Origin of the sequence: Parasphingomonas halimpatiens, from assembly GCF_036663795.1 — a bacterium.
In the GTDB taxonomy this organism is placed as follows: Bacteria; Pseudomonadota; Alphaproteobacteria; order Sphingomonadales; family Sphingomonadaceae; genus Sphingomonas.
In genome coordinates this window covers 1-18,307 of record NZ_JAXOJP010000014.1, presented here as the reverse complement: position 1 = coordinate 18,307, position 18,307 = coordinate 1, and the positions used below count along the sequence as shown (strand labels likewise).

At 67.4% G+C, this 18,307-nt stretch carries 14 protein-coding genes; 6 read left to right on the top strand and 8 right to left on the bottom strand.

Annotation, left to right across the window (positions count from 1 at the left end; all coding sequences use genetic code 11):
* Window positions 1-5: 5 nt before the first annotated feature.
* Window positions 6-977: a DnaJ C-terminal domain-containing protein gene (locus U1839_RS14770; RefSeq protein ID WP_332804374.1), complete on the bottom strand. Its 972-nt coding sequence runs from the start codon at window positions 975-977 to the stop codon at window positions 6-8.
* A gap of 158 nt (window positions 978-1,135) precedes the next feature.
* On the opposite strand from U1839_RS14770, the gene U1839_RS14765 reads away from it, so the two are divergent.
* Window positions 1,136-3,622, top strand: coding sequence for a zinc-dependent metalloprotease (locus tag U1839_RS14765; RefSeq protein ID WP_332804373.1), 2,487 nt, complete (start codon window positions 1,136-1,138; stop codon window positions 3,620-3,622).
* A 67-nt stretch (window positions 3,623-3,689) separates the two neighbouring features.
* Here the strand turns inward: U1839_RS14765 and U1839_RS14760 are convergent, their stop codons facing one another.
* From U1839_RS14760 to U1839_RS14735, 6 genes are all read right to left on the bottom strand, one after another.
* Window positions 3,690-4,664, bottom strand: a complete 975-nt coding sequence (locus tag U1839_RS14760) for an NAD(P)H-dependent flavin oxidoreductase (RefSeq protein WP_332804372.1) — start codon at window positions 4,662-4,664, stop codon at window positions 3,690-3,692.
* Between the two features lie 55 nt (window positions 4,665-4,719).
* Window positions 4,720-5,610 (bottom strand): transglutaminase family protein, encoded by an 891-nt coding sequence (locus tag U1839_RS14755; protein ID WP_332804371.1) that lies wholly within the window; start codon window positions 5,608-5,610, stop codon window positions 4,720-4,722.
* A 10-nt stretch (window positions 5,611-5,620) separates the two neighbouring features.
* Complete coding sequence (locus tag U1839_RS14750) at window positions 5,621-8,101, bottom strand: circularly permuted type 2 ATP-grasp protein (RefSeq protein ID WP_332804464.1); 2,481 nt, start codon at window positions 8,099-8,101, stop codon at window positions 5,621-5,623.
* Window positions 8,102-8,202: 101 nt separating this feature from the next.
* A complete protein-coding gene (gene ligD / locus U1839_RS14745; RefSeq protein ID WP_332804370.1) occupies window positions 8,203-10,635 on the bottom strand; it encodes a DNA ligase D in 2,433 nt (810 codons plus the stop codon).
* A 123-nt stretch (window positions 10,636-10,758) separates the two neighbouring features.
* Complete coding sequence (gene ku / locus U1839_RS14740) at window positions 10,759-11,628, bottom strand: non-homologous end joining protein Ku (RefSeq protein ID WP_332804369.1); 870 nt, start codon at window positions 11,626-11,628, stop codon at window positions 10,759-10,761.
* Between the two features lie 68 nt (window positions 11,629-11,696).
* Window positions 11,697-13,778, bottom strand: a complete 2,082-nt coding sequence (locus U1839_RS14735; protein ID WP_332804368.1) for a DUF3857 domain-containing protein — start codon at window positions 13,776-13,778, stop codon at window positions 11,697-11,699.
* 199 nt (window positions 13,779-13,977) lie between these two features.
* Here U1839_RS14735 and pdxH point away from each other — a divergent pair, with 199 nt between their 5' ends.
* From pdxH to U1839_RS14720, 3 genes are read left to right on the top strand one after another with little or no spacing between them, the layout of a single operon-like run.
* Window positions 13,978-14,556 (top strand): pyridoxamine 5'-phosphate oxidase, encoded by a 579-nt coding sequence (gene pdxH / locus U1839_RS14730; protein ID WP_332804367.1) that lies wholly within the window; start codon window positions 13,978-13,980, stop codon window positions 14,554-14,556.
* Window positions 14,553-15,497, top strand: a complete 945-nt coding sequence (locus U1839_RS14725; protein ID WP_332804366.1) for a cation diffusion facilitator family transporter — start codon at window positions 14,553-14,555, stop codon at window positions 15,495-15,497. Before pdxH ends, U1839_RS14725 begins: the two co-directional genes overlap by 4 nt.
* Complete coding sequence (locus U1839_RS14720) at window positions 15,494-16,306, top strand: PhzF family phenazine biosynthesis protein (protein WP_332804365.1); 813 nt, start codon at window positions 15,494-15,496, stop codon at window positions 16,304-16,306. Before U1839_RS14725 ends, U1839_RS14720 begins: the two co-directional genes overlap by 4 nt.
* A gap of 3 nt (window positions 16,307-16,309) precedes the next feature.
* Here U1839_RS14720 and mnmA read toward each other — a convergent pair whose 3' ends face one another.
* Window positions 16,310-17,422 carry a tRNA 2-thiouridine(34) synthase MnmA gene (gene mnmA / locus U1839_RS14715; protein WP_332804463.1) on the bottom strand — a complete coding sequence of 371 codons (1,113 nt, stop codon included), beginning with the start codon at window positions 17,420-17,422 and terminating at the stop codon, window positions 16,310-16,312.
* Window positions 17,423-17,566: 144 nt separating this feature from the next.
* Here mnmA and U1839_RS14710 point away from each other — a divergent pair, with 144 nt between their 5' ends.
* Complete coding sequence (locus tag U1839_RS14710; RefSeq protein ID WP_332804364.1) at window positions 17,567-17,791, top strand: hypothetical protein; 225 nt, start codon at window positions 17,567-17,569, stop codon at window positions 17,789-17,791.
* A 100-nt stretch (window positions 17,792-17,891) separates the two neighbouring features.
* Window positions 17,892-18,191, top strand: a complete 300-nt coding sequence (sciP, locus tag U1839_RS14705; protein WP_281126806.1) for a CtrA inhibitor SciP — start codon at window positions 17,892-17,894, stop codon at window positions 18,189-18,191.
* Window positions 18,192-18,307: the final 116 nt, after the last annotated feature.

Here is an 18,307-nt window from a genome sequence, read left to right as displayed (position 1 = left end):
GGCGGCTAAACCCCGAGATTGCCGCGCGGGTTCCCCTTGTCACGCCCGGCCCAGCCCTGCACGAACTCGGTCAGCGCCGCGTCATCGGCCGGCAGGTCGACCATCAGCGTGACGAGCTGATCGCCGCGACCACCGTCCTTGCCGCCGTCTTTCTTGTGGAACCCGCGACCGCGCAACCGCAGGACCTTGCCCGAACTGGTGCCCTTGGGCACGGTCAGCATCACCGCGCCCTCGACCGTCGGCACCTTGACGCTGGCGCCAAGCACCGCCTCGGCGAGGCTGATCGGCAGATCGAGCCGCACATCGTCTCCATCGCGGGTGAAGAAGCGGTGCGGCTGGATGTTGATCGTGACGATGCCGTCGCCGGCGCCGCCCGGCCCGACCTGTCCCTTACCGGCGAGCCGCATCTGCGTGCCGTTTTCGAGATTGGCGGGGAGCTTGAGGTCGATCGGCTTGCCGTCGGCGAGCGTGACGCGCTGCGGCTTCAAGGTTGCCGCCTCGACGAACGGCACGTTGAGGCGATAAGCAACATTGGCGCCCTTGGGCTGCGGCTGACGCCGCCCGAAGCCGCCAAAGCCGCTGGCAAAACCGCCACCCTTGCCGCCGCCCGAGAACAACCCCTCGAACACGTCGCCCAAATCGGGCGCGCCCTCGAAATCGAAACCGCCCGGGCCACCGGCGGGGTTGGGCCGGAAACCGGCGGTGCCGCCGCCAAAGCCGCCGGGCCCGCCGCCGAAGCCGAAGGGCGAGGCCGGGTTGCCGTCTCCGTCCATCTCGCCGCGGTCGAAGCGCGCGCGCTTGTCCTTGTCGGTCAGCAGATCATAGGCGTTGGTGACCTGGCTGAAACGCTCGGTCGCCTTGGGATTGTCCTTGTTCTTGTCGGGATGGAGTTCCTTGGCGAGCTTGCGGTACGCCTTCTTGATCTCCGCCTCGCTCGCGGTGCGTGCCACGCCCAAGGTCTGATACGGATCGGCCATTCTTGCCCCGGTTGATGAGTCTTGCCGCTATGTGGGGGATCGAAGAGGTGAGTGCAAACCTTCTGCGCAATGTCTTTCGCAATCGCCCAGCCCGGCGTGCGGCGGTTGAAGTTGCGGCCAACGCGATTAAACCGGATGCGATGGTTGGGGGACACACGATGCAGCAGATGTTTTCGCGGATGGCGCTGGTGCTCGCGCTGGCCATAGCGCCAGCCGCCGTCGCCGGGGTGCCGGGCCGGACGCATGCACTCGCCACCGCGCCGCTCGCGCCCGTAACACTGCTCCCCGTCCAGGCCGATCCCAGGGACAGCAAGATCCTGCTGACGCTGCCGCCGGCGGGCGCGGACGGCGTAGCGGCACGCTTCCTCTATACCGTCGCGTTGCGCACCGGGCTCGGCTCCGCACCGACGTTCCTCGATCGCGGGCGGATCGGCGCGACGCGGATCATCGCCTTTCGCCGCATCGGCAAGAAGCTCGCAATCCAGTTCGAAAACCCGCGCTTCCGCGCGCATGGGGCAGCGGCTGCCGACCCTGTCGGCAGCGTCGACTTCGCCACCTCCACGGTATGGCTCGGCGATATCGGCGAGACCCGCGCCGACGGCACGATGGTGATCGACGTCGCCGGCTTTCTCGCGTCGGACACACTCGGTATCGCCAGCTCGCTCGACCAGAGCGGCGACAATTTCGGCACCGGCGATGCGCAGGGACAAGGCAAAGGCTTCAAGCTCGCCGAAAAATTGAGCGCCGCCGATCCCGGCTCGCTCAAGGCCTTTCCCGACAATATCGAAGTCGATGCGGTGCAGACCTATGTCTCGGAGCAGCCCGGCGCGGAGGTCGAAAATATCGCGCCCGACGCCCATCAGATCAGCTTCACGGTGCATCACAGCTTAGTGCGCTTGCCCGGCCCCGGCTTCGTGCCGCGCGCCTTCGACCAGCGCATCGGCGGCTTTTCGACGCAAACACTGGCGTTCGGCGCGCCGCTCGGCGAGGATGTGGTGCGCGATTACGCCAATCGCTTCCGGCTCGACAAGCTAGACCCGACGGCGGCGCGATCGCGGGTGCGCAAGCCGATCGTCTTCTATGTCGACAACCGCGCGCCCGAACCGATCCGCTCGGCATTGGTCGATGGCGTTGGCTGGTGGGCCAAGGCATTCGAGGCGGCCGGCTATATCGACGCCTTCCAGGTCAAGGTGCTGCCCGACGATGTCGACCCGCTCGACGTGCGCTACAACATCGTCAATTGGGACGATCGCGCGACGCGCGGCTGGTCCTATGGGCAGGAGATCGTCGATCCGCGCACCGGAGAGATCGTCAAGGGCATGGTCGTGCTCGGGTCGCGGCGTGCGCGGCAAGACATCCAGATTTTCCAGGCGCTGGTCGGGGCCGACCAGCTCAACACGGGCACCGCCAACGACCCGGTCCGCGTCGCGCTCGCCCGGCTGCGCCAGCTTGCCGCGCATGAAGTTGGCCATTCGCTCGGCTTCGCGCATAATTTCGCCGCCAGCACGCAGGATCGCGCATCGGTGATGGACTATCCCGCGCCGCACATCGGCCTGGTCGGCGGCAAGCCGGACCTGTCGGATGCCTATGGCGTCGGGCTCGGCGTATGGGACATGGCAACGACCGACTGGTTGTACGGTGAGCCGGTATCGCGCGCCGATCGCCAGGCTGCGGCCGATGCCAAGGCGCGCGCGGTGGTCGCCGCCGGCATGCGCTATGTCGAGGACGACAATGCCCGATCGCCCGACACCGCGCAGCCATGGGGCGGCCTGTGGGACGACGGCGCCGATCCGACCAGCGAGCTTCGGCGCATGCTCGACGTTCGCGCCGCCGTGATCGCGCGGTTCGGGCTGGGTGCGCTCGCCCCCGGTGAACCGGTCGCCAACCTCCGCCGCCGCTTCGTGCCATTGTGGCTGTTGCACCGCTACGAGGTCGTCGCCACTGCAAAGGCGATCGGCGGCGCGGAATTCAGCTATGCCGTCAATGGCGATGGCCATGAAGCGGCGCCGCCGGTGTCGCCCGCCGATCAGCGCGCCGCGCTCGAGGCGATATTGCAGACACTCTCACCGACCGCATTGCGCGTGCCCGACCGGCTCGTTCCGCTGCTGTCGGCCGCCGCCAATGGCAGCGACAACAGGCAGTTCGACATCGAGATATTCGCCAGCCATGCCAGCCCGATCTTCGACCCGCTGATTGCGGCCGACGCCGCCGTGGAAATCAGCCTCAACGCGTTGCTCTCGCCACCGCGGCTTGCCCGCGTCGCGGCGCAGCATGACGTCGATCCGAAGGCGCTCGGCGTGGAAGAGGTGCTCGATGCCGTCATCGCGCGCACCGTCCCGGCGCGCAGCGATGCACTGACCCGGCGCATCGCGGAGCGCACCATCGTCAAGCTTGCGCAGGTCGCGGCGAACAAGACGACGACAACCGATGTCGCCGCACTGATTGACGCGCGGTTACAGCGGCTCGGCACGACGCTGGCGCGGCGTGGCGGCGACGGAACGGATCGCGACTGGGCGGAAAGCCTGTCGCGGCGCCTGCTCGATCCGCGCCAGCGCAGCGCGATGGCCACCGACCTGCCGCGCATGACGCCGATCCCGCCGGCCGATCCGATCGGCGGCGAGGGTGAGTGGATGGACTTGCCATAACGGCGATCGATCCCCGCCGGCCCAGCTTCGGATGGCCGCATCTGGACGGGCTTGGCAGTGCAGCCCGTTAAGCCAGCATTCCCGCCAGCCGCTGGCGGATGATCGTCTCGGCCTCGGCCATGATCCGGTCGATCAGTTCGCGGCAGGTCGGGATGTCATGGATCAGCCCGGCGACCATGCCGCAGCTCCACGCGCCGGCATCCATGTCGCCCTCCTTCATGATGCGCGGATAGACCCCGGCGACTTCCTCGATGATGTCGGCGAATTTCAGATCGGCGCCGAGCGCGCGTTCCTTTTCGATCAGCCGCTCGACTGCGGCGTTGTTGAGCACGCGCTCGGTGTTGCGCAGCGAGCGCATCACCAGCCTCGTGTCGAGTTCCGACGCGGCGACCAGCGCCTGCTTGACCTTGTCATGGACCGGCGCCTCCTGCGTGGCGATGAAACGCGTGCCCATGTTGATGCCCTCCGCCCCGAGCGCCAGCGCAGCGACGAGGCTGCGGCCGTCGGCCATGCCGCCGCTCGCGACGAACGGGATGTCGAGCTCTTCGGCGGCGCGCGGCAGCAGGATGAAATTGGGCACATCGTCCTCGCCGGGGTGCCCGCCGCATTCGAAGCCGTCGACCGACACCGCGTCGCACCCGATCGACTGCGCCTTGAGGCTGTGGCGGACCGAGGTGCATTTGTGGATCACCTTGATCCCGGCATCCTTGAGGTAGGGCAGCACGGCGACGGGGTTGTTGCCCGCCGTCTCGACCGCCTTGACGCCGCCCTCGATGATCGCGCGGACATAGCCGGGATAGTCGGGCGTATTGACGATCGGCAGGAAGGTGAGGTTCACGCCAAACGGTTTGTCAGTCATGTCACGGCAACGCGCGATTTCGTTGGCGAGATCGGCCGGGGTGCGCTGCGTCAGCCCGGTGATGATGCCGAGCCCGCCGGCATTCGACACCGCCGCCGCCAGCTCGGCGAAACCGACGTAATGCATGCCGCCCTGGATGATCGGATGTTCGATACCGAACATTTCGGTGATGCGCGTCTTCACGGCTTTCCTCCCCTGCCTCTCGTCGCACCATTATCGGGCCGATCGTTATCCCCGGTTATGCCGCGACTTCCTCGAGCGGTGCAACATCGACCGACACCGTCATCTTCTGCCCGCCGGCACCGAGCAGCACGCCGTCGATCGGCGCGATCTCGCCATAGTCGCGGCCGATCGCCATGATGATATGGTCGCCCGCCATCCAGATGCCATTGGTCGGATCGACGCCGACCCAGCCGCGCACCGCGCCGCACCACAGCAACACCCAGGCATGCGTCGCATCGGCGCCGACGAGACGCGGCTGACCGGGCGGGGGAATGGTGCGGATATAGCCCGAGGCATAGGCGGCGGGCAGGCCGGTGGCGCGCAGGCCGGTAATCATGATCTGCGCGAAATCCTGGCACACCCCGCCACGCTTGACGAACGCCTCGTGCGGCGGCGTGTCGACCAGGGTCGCCTCGGCGTCGAAGGTGAATTCGGCCTGGATGCGCCGCGCCAGCGCGATCGCCGCGTCGAGGCAGGGGCGGTTGGGGTCGAGTTCCTGCGCGCACCACGCCGCGATCTCGCGGTCGAGCGGGATCAACGGCGAGGGGAACAGGTAATTGGCCGGCCCGGCGGGGGACGGATCGCGGCTGGCGCGCGCGGCGGCGGCGATCTCGGCGAGCGTCGGATCGTCGGGCGATGGCACCGGCACGAGCCGGTCGACGACGAGCCGCGAGACGCTCTCGATCGTCAGCTGGCGCACCGGCTCCTCGATTACCAGCCGGGTGACGTTGGCAAGCCCTGCCTCGGCGCGCGCCGGATAGGTACGGCCCGACGGCGCGATCGTCAGGCGATAGCGTTCGAGCGTCTGGCCCGACCAGATGATCGGCTTGAGCCGCAAATTGCAGCGCGCGAACTTGACCGCGCCGCCATAGTCGAACCGGGTGACGTGGCGGATGTCGTAGATCACGGCAGGATGCTCATGCCAGCGTAAGCCCGCCGGCGCGCAACGGTTCCGCGCCCTGCAGAAAATAGCGTCGCGCGATCGCGTCGGACAGCGCATAGAGCTTGCGCTCGATCTCGCCGAGCAATGTCTCGTCGAGCGCCGCCGCGCTGGTCGCGCTGAGCAACGCAGTGAGCGCGGCGGCCTGCGCCTGTTGCGGCTCGTCCATGCCGTCGTCGCCGAGCACGGGCAGCGCGGCGAGATGCTCGCGGATGCGCTCGACCTGGAAGGCGACCGAGCGCGGATTGCCGGGATCGAGCGCCAGCAGGTCGACGACGGGGACGCGCGCAATGCCGGTGAGGTAGCGCTGACGGTAGCTGATCTGGCTGTCGGCGAGATCGAGCAGGGTCGACAGGTCGTCACCGCTGGCCTGGGGCATGCCGAAGCTGCGCAGCTTGCGCGCCATCGTCGCGGCGCGCTCGACGCGGCGGCCCATGTCCATGAAGCGCCACGCCGCAGTGCGGCCCATATGCTCGGCCGAGAGCCCCGACAGCGCGGCATAGCGGCGCTGCAGCGTGCCGGTACGATCGAGCAGCCCGCCGCGCGTCGGGAAAGGCGCATCGAGCAGATGGACCATGTCGGCGGCGAGCCGATCACGCGAGCCCTGGCCAATGCCGCGCGCCAGCCGGTTGATCGCGCGTACACTTTGGCCGCCCTCGCCCTCCAGCGCGGTGCGCGCAAAGGCGGCGAGGTCGGCGCGGCGCAGCGAAGGCGGGTGCGGCGCGGCGCCGGCCGCGACGATCAGCCCGACGAGCCGCCCGACCGTGTCGAGCGCGAGCGCGGCGCCGGCGTCGACATCGATCGAGTTGCCGAGCATCACGCGGATCACACCGAGTTGCGCCTCGCCGCGCTCGAGATAACGACCGAGCCAGAAGAAATTATCGGCCACGCGGCTCGGCAGCGTGCCGGGGTTGCGGCGCACATGAAGCGTGTCGGGCGGCGGCAGCAACGAGACCTGATCGACCGACGCGCCGCCATGCACCGCGACGTCGGCGGACCAGTTTCCCTCGCCGATCAACGCGGCGCGGACATCGGCATGCTCGCCGATCCGCGCGAGGCCGCCGGGCAGCACCGTCCAGCCGCCATCGGCGCCGCGCGCCGCGAACACGCGCAGCGTGAAGGGCCGCGCGACGAGCTGGTCCTCGACCACCACCGGCATGGTCGACAGGCGGACGATCTCCTGCCCGACATAATCCTGCGGCCGGCGTTCCAGATCGGCAAACAGCGCCGCGCGCGCAGCGCCGGTGATCTCGGATCCGTGAATCGGCGCATTGTCGGCGAGGCCGAGCGGTGCGACGCCGAAGGCCGGGCCGATCAGCATCTGGTCGAAATCCTCGACGACATGCGCGCGTTCGCCATCGCCGCCGCACCACCAGGTGGCAATGTTGGGCAGGAGCAGGTCGGTGCCGAGCAGGCGCGTTGCGAGACGTGGCAGAAAGGCACCGAACGCCGGCGATTCGAGCACGCCGACGCCGGGCATGTTGGCAATGACGACATCGCCGGCGGCGACCGAGTCGATCAACCCCGGCACGCCGATGCTCGAATGCGAATCGAGCGCCAGCGGATCGAGCAGTCGCGGATCGAGCCGGTTCCACAACGCATCGATGCGTTTCAGCCCGCCGATCGTGCGGACATAGAGCTTGTCCTCGAGCGCGGCGAGATCGTCGCCCTCGACCAATAGCAGGCCGAGATAGCGCGCGAGATGCGCCTGTTCGGGATAGCTCGGGTTGAGCCGGCCGGGGGTGAGCAGGCCGATGCGCGGATCGCTGCGACGACAGGCGGCGGCGAGCCCGGCGCGGAAGGCGGCGAAGAACGGCGCGTGGCGATCGATGTTGAGCCGCCCCTGCAGGCTGCCGAGCCCGCGCGAAATGGCGAGGCGGTTCTCCAGCGCATAGCCGGCGCCGGCCGGGGCGCGCAGGTGATCGGCAAGCACGCGCCATTCACCGCTCGGGCCGCGCCCGAGGTCGACCGCGATGAAATGCAGATGATGCCCACCGGGCGGGACCAACCCGCCAAGCGGCCGCAGATAGAAGGGACTGCCGCCGAGCAGCGCGGCGGGGATATGCCCGCGCTCGACCAGCGTGGCGTCGCCGTAGAGATCGGCGAGGATGGTTTCGAGCAGGTCGGCGCGCTGGCGGATGCCGGCGGCGATGCCGGCCCATTCCTCGACATCGATCAGCAGCGGGACGGGCGACAGCGGCCAGGGACGCTCCTCATTCTCGCCGATGATGCGAAAGCCCGTGCCGATATCCGCGGCGTGGCGCTGCACGCGCTCACGCGCATTGCCGAGATCGTCCCCGGCGATTGCCGCGATCTCCTCGAACACCGCCGCCCAAGCCGCGTCGTCACGGCCGGCGCATAATACGTCGCCACGCTGCTCGCGCGTGCAATAGTCGGCGATCCAGCGCGCGGCGTTGGTCGCGGGATCGAGCAGGGAGGGCGCGGCGACAGCTGCCATATCGGTGATCATTCTCTCCCCTTGGGGCGAACGACTCGACCACAATCCCTTCGCGGGTGCAACAAGGTAATGGCCCTTATCCTTCCCCGCAGGCGCCGGTTCTAGAGGTCGGGCAGCATCTGATCCGCCACGCCCCAGCCCTGCAACGCCCGCGCATTGGCATGTTCGACCAGCTTGGCGAGATCGCGCACGCCCCAAGGATGCGCACTGTCGAGCGCGCGCAATTCGCTCCACGACACCGGCACGGCGACGGGCGCGCCGGCACGCGCACGGGCAGAATAAGGCATGATCGCGGTCGCGCCGCGCTGGTTGCGCAGCCAGTCTATGAAGATGCGCCCCTTGCGCTGCGCCTTGGACATCGTCGCGACGAAGCGCTCGGGCGCGGCCTGCGCCAGTGCGCGCGCGAAGCGGTCGGCGAAATCCTTGACCGCTGGCCATTCGGCATCCGGGGTCAGCGGCACGACAACATGGACGCCCTTGCCGCCCGACAGCAGTGCGAAGCTGGCGAGGCCGATCTCCGCAAGGTGATCGCGGAGATCCTCCGCCGCCTTCTTCACCACGTCGAAATCGAGTTCGGTATCGGGGTCGAGATCGAACACCAGTCGATCGGGCTTTTCCAGCGCCGCGACGGTCGAGCCCCAGCCATGGAATTCGATCGAGCCCATCTGCACGCAGGCGACGAGGCCGTCGGCATCGTCGACATAGAGATATTGTTCGGTCGAGCCGTCCTTCTCGCGGATCGGGACGTGGTGGACATGGTCGCCGAACGTCCCGGCATCATGCTTTTGGAAGAAGCACGCCTTGCCGCGCCCCTGCGGACAGCGCACCAGGCTGATCGGGCGATCACCGGCCCAGGGCAGCATCAGCGGCGCGATCGCTGCGTAATAGTCGGCGAGTTCCCCCTTGGTGACGTCGCTGTCGGGAAATACCGGCCGATCGCGATTGCTGACCTGCACCTTTACCGCCGGGGCGCCGGGCACCGGCTCGGGCCGTTCGGCGACCACCTCGCTGGCCGGCTTGTCGCCGCGCAGGCCGAGAAAGCTCGCATGGCGCAGCACGCCGTCTGGCGTCGTCTCGGCGAAGGCGACCTCGGCGACCAGCGTCGGCGTAACCCAATGCGCACCGCGCACCGCCGCCCGGGGAGCGTCGACGGTCGGCGTCTTGCGCTCGATCCGGCGCAGCCTGGCGAGCAGGTCGTCCATCGTGTCGCTGTCGAAACCGGTGCCGACCTTGCCGGCATAGACCAGGCCGTCGGGGCCGTTCAGCCCGAGCAGCAGCGAGCGAATGCCGCGCGTCTTGTCGCTCGGCGTCCAGCCGATGATGACGAATTCCTGCCGCAGCGTGCACTTGATCTTGAGCCACGCCTTGGTCCGCCGCCCACGATAGGGTGCATCGGCGAGCTTGGACACGACGCCCTCATAACCCTCGCGGCACATGGTTTCGAACAGCGCCTCGCCCTGCCCGACGACATGTTCGGAAAATTGCAGATGCGCGTCGGCACCGACGACCAGCGGTCGCAGCCGCTCCTTGCGGGCGATATTGGGCAGATCGGCGAGATCCTCGCCGTTCAGCGACAACAGGTCGAAGGCGAACAGCGTCATCTCGCCGTTCGAGGAGATCGCGTCCTTGAGCGTCGAAAAGTCCGGCTTGCCGTCCTTGAACGCGACGATCTCGCCATCGATCAACGCGCTGTCGACGGGCAATTTCGCCGCCGCGGCGGCAATGCCGGGGAATTTGTCGGTCCAGTCAAGGCCCGAGCGTGTGAAGACCTTCGCCTTGCCGCCGGCGACCGCGATCTCGGCACGGTAGCCGTCATATTTCACCTCATGCAGCCAGGCGGTGCCGGGCGGGACGTGATCGACCAGGGTGCAGAGTTGCGGGTCGCGAAAGGCAACACTGGCTTTCGTCTTTGCGGTGGCCTTCGTTTTGGCCGGTATTTTCTTGTTGGCCATTTTGGCCTTTTTGCCCTCGGCGATCTCGACCATCGTCCGCCCGGTCGTCACACTGGTCAGCGCGGTCTCGACCAGCGCGTCGGTGCCGCCCGCCCCGGCATCGTCGATCTTGCGCAGCAGCCAGTTCTCGCCCTTCTCCTTGCCGCGCGGCTTGAGCCGGATCAGCAGCCACTCGCCCTTCATGCGCTGGCCATCGAGCACGAAATGCAGATGGCCCTGCTCCAGGTCCTTCGCGCTCTTGCCCTTGATCGGCGCCCAGGTTCCTTGGTCCCACAGCATCACCGTGCCGCCGCCATATTCGCCGGCCGGGATCGTGCCCTCGAAATCGGCATAGGACAGCGGATGGTCCTCGGTGCGCACCGCGAGGCGCTTCTCGTTCGGGTCGAGGCTTGGGCCGCGCGTTACCGCCCAGCTCTTTAGCACGCCGTCGACCTCGAGCCGGAAGTCCCAGTGCAGCCGCGAGGCGTCGTGCTTCTGGACGAGAAAGCGGTTGCCGTGACCGGGCGCGAGCGTGCCGGCCGGCTCGGCGGTGCGGGTGAAGTCGCGCTTGGCGTTGTAGCGCGCGAGCGGATCGGCCTTCATTCTCCCCTCCCTGGACAAGGGAGGGGTCGGGGGTGGGTGCGTATGAGGCGAGCGCAGCGCCCGCCCCATACGCACCCACCCCCAGCCCCTCCCTTCAAGGGAGGGGAGTGAAAACGGCGCAGCTCAAGCACGCTTTTTCGCCGGTGCGCGCTTGGCCGGCGCCTTCTTTTCCGACGCCGCCTTTTTGTCAGGGGTCGTGGCGGAACCACCCATCGACTTCTTCAGCGCCGCCATCAGGTCGACGACGTTGGAGGCGCCTTTGCCCGACGGCTTGTCGCTGTCGTCCTCGATGATCTTGCGTCCCTTGGCCTTGCGCTTGCGCTCGACCAGATTCTTCAGCGCATCGACATAACGATCGTGGAATTCCTGCGGGTCGAACGCCGAGGTCTTTTTCGCGATCAGCGCCTCGGCGAGATCGAGCAGTTCCTCGTCGGGCTTATCGTCGGGAATGTCGCGGAAATACCCCTGCGCCTTGTTGACCTCATCGGCATAACGCAGTGTTTCCAGCACCATGCCGCGCCCGCACGGCTTGAGGCTGACGACATATTCGCGCCCGCGCATCGCCAACTGGCCGAGCCCGACCTTTTTGGTGCGGCGGAGCGCCTCGCGCAGGACGATGAACGCCTCCTCGGCGAGATCGTCGGCGGGCACGACGAAATAGGGCTTCTCATAATAGAGCACGTCGATTTCGCTCGCATCGACGAACTGGGTCAGTTCGAGTGTCTTCTTCGATTCGAGCTTCACCGCGTCGATCTCGTCCTGCTCGAGCAGCACGAAATTGCCCTTCTCATATTCGAAGCCCTTCATGATCTCGTCGGTGTCGACCGGGCCGAGCCCGGTGACGACCTTCTCGTAATGGATCGGCTTGCCGCTCGGCTCATGGATCTGCTTGAAGCTGACCTGCGCGCCCGATTTGGTCGCGCTGTAGATCTCGACCGGAATCGACACCAAGGCGAGCCTGATCTGCCCCTGCCAATAGGCGCGCGCTGCCATGTTCCCGCATCTCCCTTGTTACGAAGCCGACTCAATCCCTGGGCGGCGGAGTCGTTCCGTCGGTCGGATCAGCGTGGCGCCGGCGTTCCCCACGGCCCCGGTACGCGGCGCGCGCGGGGGCGGCGGCGGGAGCGGGCAAGCCAGCCGCCGAGAAATCCCAGCGCCGCCGTAAGGCTGGCGAAGCCGAGGCTGTCGCGCCGCTGCTCCGCGGTCGCCGGGCGATCGACGGTATCGACCAGCCAGTCGCTGTTCTGCTGCACCGTATCGATCTGGCGGGCGATCGCCGGCGCATGCTTCCCATCGATGAAGGGTGCCTTGGCGACCAGCGCAAAGTCGAGCACCAGCTTGTCGCCATCGTGATGCGACGAAGCGTCGAAATCGAAACCGGGGCCGTGGCTGGATTCGAGACCCGACAGCGACGGCCGGAAATCGGCGACATCGAGGATCATCCTATGGGTCCGGTTGATCGAGAAGGTCATCGCGACGGGCGCGGCGCGCGCCGGCCCGCCGGGTCGGGTGAAGAGGTCACGGATCGTGCCGACGGCGAGTTCGAGCGTGCGGGTGGTGCGCGCATAATCATCCGCGTCGGCCGGCAGCATGAAGCGCTGGTGCACGATCACGCGGTTCGCCTCGCGATCATCGGCAACCCCGACCGAACCACTGCTCACCAGACCGGGATAGAGGTTGCGATAGAAATCGAGCTTGTCCAGTTCGGTCCTGGCCAAACCCTTTTTCGCCAGGCTGGCACGCTCGATATCGGCCTCGTCGCTGGCATAGACGGTGTCGACATCGAGCGTCATCCCGCTCGCGTCGAGCCGATAGCGCTCGGTTGTGGCCATCGTCGGGGATGCCGGCACGGGGTTGGTGATCGCAACGAGCCGGTCCTGTCCGCGCCGGATCGGCAGGGCGAAACCATAGGGCAAGGGCGCCAGCGTATCGAGCTGCCCGCCCTGATGATCCATCGTCGCATCGAGCCAGTAGTTCCGCCCGCCGATCGTCGCCAGCGTGATGACATGATCGAAGGCGTTGGCGGCCGGCAGGATGCGATCGAGCGCCTGGCCCTGGTCGCTGTCGGTAAGCGCCGGCCAGGCCGTAACGCCCAGTCGTCGCAGCACGGCGACCAGCAACAGCGTCTTGTCCTTGCAGTCACCGAAGCCGTTGCGGATGGTGACCGCCGGCGCGCGCGGCACGAACGAGCCCGCCCCGATCGACAGGCTGGTATAGCGGATCGAATCCTGAACGAGGCGAAGCGCCGCGATCGTCCGGCGCTTCAGATCGGGCGTCGCGGCGGCGATCGCATCGACCCGCCGGGCGAAGTCGGCGGGCAGCCGCAGGTCCTGCGAATAAAAGGGCTGCGACCAGCGATCGATCGTACCCCAATCGGCCATCATCGACAGGCTGACGCGTGCCCATGGGTTCCACCATTTCGGCGATCCGGTAGCGTCCGTCACCGGATCGGGGTCCATCACGCGCCATTCGCGCACGACGACGTTGCCGACACGGCGCACGGACGGTGCCGGGGCATGCTCGAACGAACGGGCGACGAGCGGGCGACCCGCGGGCATGCTCAAGCGGTAGCGGGTCAGCCCGGTCGGCACCGACCAGCCAAGGCTGGCCGTGTCGAAGAAATTGCGAGGCCATGCGCCTGCGACGTCCTGCCAGCTCCATGCGACATCCACCACGTCGCCGACGCGCACGTCCTCGAGGCGGATCAGGGCGGTGCGCTCACCGGTGATGATGCCGTTGTCGAGCTCGTTTTCCTGGCGCAGCAGGTCGATGGCCGCCCGGGCGGTCTGGTCGATCATGCGGCCGTCGCGCCACAGTGCGATCCGGTGGACGATCAGTCGCTGGATCGCGGGGTCGAAGGAGATCTTGCTTTGCGCCGCGCCTTCCAGCCCCTGGCGATCGACGACCTTGATTGCCTGGCGACGAAAGGTCGTCGCGAAATCACCCGTCGCATCGATCTGGGTATCTTCCAGCAGATCATAGCTGCCGTCCTCGACGGCGCGCAGCCGCGCAGGGTTGGCGGCAGGAATCTGCGCCCATTCGATCCCCGCGGGCGCCGGCGCGCGAAGCAGTGGCACATTCTCGGCCGCCGGTGCGTCCGACGCGCACAATGCGAGCAGCGCGAGCGGGGCAAGCACGGTCATCGCTCGTCGAATGATCGATCGCACACACCGCCCCTGTTCGCCGTCCCCGGGAACCATGCCGTGGACGGTCGCGCGAGGCCAGCGCTATCGTGCGAATACAGTATGATGGCGCCGACCATCTCGTCAGGCATCGCCGCAACGCGACGCGACTGAAGCTCGTTGCTCGACTTGGCGGCCGCCGCACCATATGTCGCACGCCATGGCCGACGATCCCCACGCACTGTTCGACACCTGGTATGCCGAGGCGCGCCAGAGCGAAATCAACGACTCGAACGCGATGGCGCTCGCCACCGCTGACGCCGCAGGACGGCCGACGGTGCGCATGGTGCTGCTCAAGGGGCATGATCGGCGCGGCTTCGTGTTCTACACCAACCGCGAAAGCCGCAAGGCGGCCGCGCTTGCCGACAATGCCAGTGCCGCCTTGCTGTTCCACTGGAAGTCGCTGCGCCGCCAGGTGCGGATCGAAGGTCCGGTGACGCTGGTAAACGACGAGGAAAGCGACACTTATTTCGCCTCGCGCGGGCGCGATTCGCAGCTCGGCGCCTGGGCGTCGGACCAATCGCGCCCGCTCGACGCGCGCGCTACCTTCGAAGCGCGCTTCGCCGAGATCGAAGCGCGCTTCGCCGGGCGGGACGTGCCGCGCCCGCCGCACTGGGGCGGCTATCGCGTCGTGCCAGACCGGATCGAATTCTGGCAAGACCGCGCGCACCGGCTCCATGAGCGCCGCCTGTTCGTTGCCGACGGCGATGGCTGGACGGAAGGATTGCTTTACCCATGACCGAGGAACAGCGCCGCGCCTTCTCCCCCGTGGTGCGCGCCGCGCTCGCCAGCGTGGGAATGGCCGTGTCGCTGCTGGCGCTCAAGGCCTATGCCGCCTGGGCGACCGACTCGGTCGCGATGCTCGCGTCACTGGCCGACACCGCGCTCGATCTGCTCGCGAGTTTGGTGACGTTGTACGGCGTTCGGCTTGCCGCGACTCCGGCCGACCATGACCACCGCTTCGGCCATGGCAAGGCGGAGGCGCTCGCCGCCTTGTTCCAGGTGATGCTGATCACGGCGTCGGCGGCCGGCATCGGCTGGCGCGCGGTCGTCGCGCTGGGCGGATCGGCCGCGACGCAAAAGGGCGAACTGGGCATCGGCGTGTCGGTCGCCGCGATCCTCGCGACGTTGGTGCTGCTAGCCTATCAGCGCCGCGTGATCCGCCAGACCGGCTCGGTCGCGATCCGCGCCGACAATGTCCATTACCAGTCCGACGTGCTGCTCAACGGCTCGGTGATCGCAGCGCTGCTGCTCGACCAGCAGTTCGGCCTGCACGGGGCCGATGCGCTGTTCGGCATCGCCATCGCGCTGTGGCTCGCGTTCGGCGCCTTCCGCGCCTCGTCGGAGGCGATCGACCAGCTGATGGACAAGGAATGGCCCGAGGAAGAGCGCAAACGCTTCCTCGACGCGGCGGCGTGTCATCCCGAGCTGCGCGGCATCCACGACTTCCGCACGCGGCGGTCGGGCGCGCATGATTTCGCGCAGTTCCACATGTACGTCGCGCCCGAGATGACCGTGGCCGAGGCGCACAAGGTGATGGAAACGGTCGAGAACGAACTGCGCATCGCCTTTCCCAAGGCCGAGGTGTTGATCCATCTCGATCCCGATGGCCATATCGACACCGACAATCCGCTGATCGAGGCGGATGTCACCCCCCATTGGTTCGGCAAGCGGCTATGAGAATTCCCTTCGTCCAGATCGACGCCTTTGCCGACGCGCCCTTCACGGGAAACCCGGCGGCGGTGATGCCGCTCGCCGGCTGGCTGGCCGACGATGTGCTGCAGAAGATCGCCGCCGAGAACAATGTCAGCGAAACCGCCTTCCTCGTGCCGATCGCGGCGAGCGACGACGATGGCGGCGAGGGGCGGGACTTCGAACTGCGCTGGTTCACGCCAACGTCGGAAGTGGTGCTGTGCGGCCATGCGACGCTGGCGAGCGGACATTTCGTGCTGTCGTCGGACCCGGCGCGCGACAGCGTCCGCTTCCTGACGCGCAGGGCCGGGACGTTGTCGGTCACGCGTGCCGGCGACGGCTACGAACTGGCGCTGCCGGCATGGGCACCGAGCCCGAAAGCGCTACCCGAGATCGTCGCCGGTCTCAGCCTGTCGTCAGTGGTCGAAACATTGTGGCATCCGCATCGCTACGCCCTGATCTTGCTCGAAAATGCAGCGGCGATCCGCGCGCTCGCGCCCGATTTCCGCAAGCTTGCCGGACAAGGTGACATACTGACGATCGTCACAGCGCCGGGCGAGGATACCGACATCATCAGCCGCGTCTTCGCGCCCGGCGCCGGGATCGACGAGGATCCGGTGACGGGATCGGCACATGCGGTGATGACACCCTATTGGGCAAGGCGGCTCGGTCGCGACAGCTTCACCGCCTATCAGGCGAGTGCGCGCGGCGGATATTTGACGTGCCGGCTCGATGGCGATCGCGTCGTCCTGGGCGGTCGCTGCGTCACGGTGATCGAGGGAACGTTCTTCCTGTAAAGCTCAGGCGGCGTCGGCCATCGCCCAGCGCTCCGTGCCCTCGATCCAGCCGCCGCCGAGCACACGGTCGCCGGCATAGAGCACCGCGGCCTGACCGGGGGCGACGCCATATTCCGGCGCATCGAACAAGATGCTGTCGCCGACACGCCGCGCCGCGACGGGCCTGGCGAGCGAGCGGACCTTGGCGGTCAGCGGGCCGACATGATCGCCGCCGATCCAGTTGATCCCCGACAAATGCGCCGCGCCGACGGCAAGCGCGCTACGCGGGCCGACCACGACGCGGCGTGTCGCCGGTTCGAGCCGGATGACGTAGAGCGGTTCGGGCGTTCCACCGATCTCGAGGCCGCGGCGCTGGCCGACGGTGAAGTGGATCAGCCCGCGATGCACGCCGAGCACGCGGCCAGCCTCATCGACGATCTTGCCGCCGATATCGGCCTCGGGGCGGAGCTTTCTCACCAACGAGGCATAGTCGCCATCAGGGACGAAGCAGATATCCTGGCTGTCGGGCTTGCCCGCGACGCCGAGCCCTAGCTCGACCGCGAGCTCGCGAACGCGCGGCTTGGGCAGGTCGCCGAGCGGGAAACGCAGATAGTCGAGCTGCGCCTGGGTCGTGGCGAACAGGAAATAGCTCTGGTCGCGCGCCGGATCGGCGGCGCGGTGCAATTCGGCGCCGTCGCGGCCGAGCACGCGGCGAACATAGTGCCCGGTCGCCAGCGCATCCGCGCCCAGATCGCGCGCCATGCCGAACAGGTCGGTGAATTTCGGGCCCATATTGCAGCGGATGCACGGGATCGGTGTGCGCCCGGCAACATATTCATCGGCAAAATCGTCGATCACCTGATCGCGAAAGCTGCTTTCATGATCGAACACATAGTGCGCGATGCCAAGCCGATCGCATACCGCGCGGGCATCGCGGATGTCGCGGCCGGCACAGCACGAGCCGGCGCGGCCGACCGCCTCGCCATGATCGTAGAGCTGAAGCGTGATGCCGATCGTCTCCGCGCCCGAGCGCGCGGCGAGCGCCGCGACGACCGAACTGTCGACGCCACCCGACATGGCGACGACGATGCGCTTGCCCGCCAGGGCCTCGCCAAACTGGAAATCGACCGAGTCCATCATCGGCGCGCGCATAGCGGCTGCCGCGTCAGGAGTAAAATTTACCGGCGTTACCAAGCCATTTCAGCGAGCTTTACCGCGCCTTCATCACGTCTCGCTACACCGGGCGCTTGATCGAGTCTCTGACGCTTCGGAAGGGCGCATGTGGATCTGAGTTTTCACCGTTTCGAACCCGACGCGCGGGTCACCGCGCTGCCGCCGGATCTGGCGGTGATGCTGGTCGGGGTGGTGGCGCGCCAGGCGGCGAGCCCGACGGCGATGCACCACGCGCGTCTCACACCCGCCGCCGCGACACCGTGGTTCGCGCCGCCGCACGGCGCTTTCAATCTCGCAATGGCACAACTGCTAACATTGTGGAAACAGGAATGAACCTGCTGTTTACCGCGCCGCTTTAGCCGGCGTTCAAGTCCGCGCCGTATTGGACGTTACAGGAATGAGAGGGGGCCCCCCGCCCCGATCGAGGTTGAGAATGATCGAGAACCAGAAGATTCGCCCCGCAAAAGTGATTGGCCCGCTCGGGGAGCCGCTGACGCTCGATACCTTGCCCCCGCCGGAAACGACGCGCTGGGTGGTCCGCCGCAAGGCCGAGGTCGTCGCTGCGGTCAATGGCGGGCTATTGTCGGTCGACGAGGTATGCGACCGTTACAACCTCACGGTCGAGGAGTTCGCCGGCTGGCAGCGTGCGATCGATCGTTCGGGCATGCCCGGGCTGCGCGTGACGCGGATCCAGCATTATCGCTCGCTGTACGATCGCCAGCAAAAATACTGAGAGCCCGAGCGGAAAGTGGTTGAGCGATATCAGTAGGTTGTGATTCACCGTCGTTGTCGAGACGATAGGAGAAGCAGATGGCCTGGACTGATACCGCCCGCCGGCAACATAGGCGG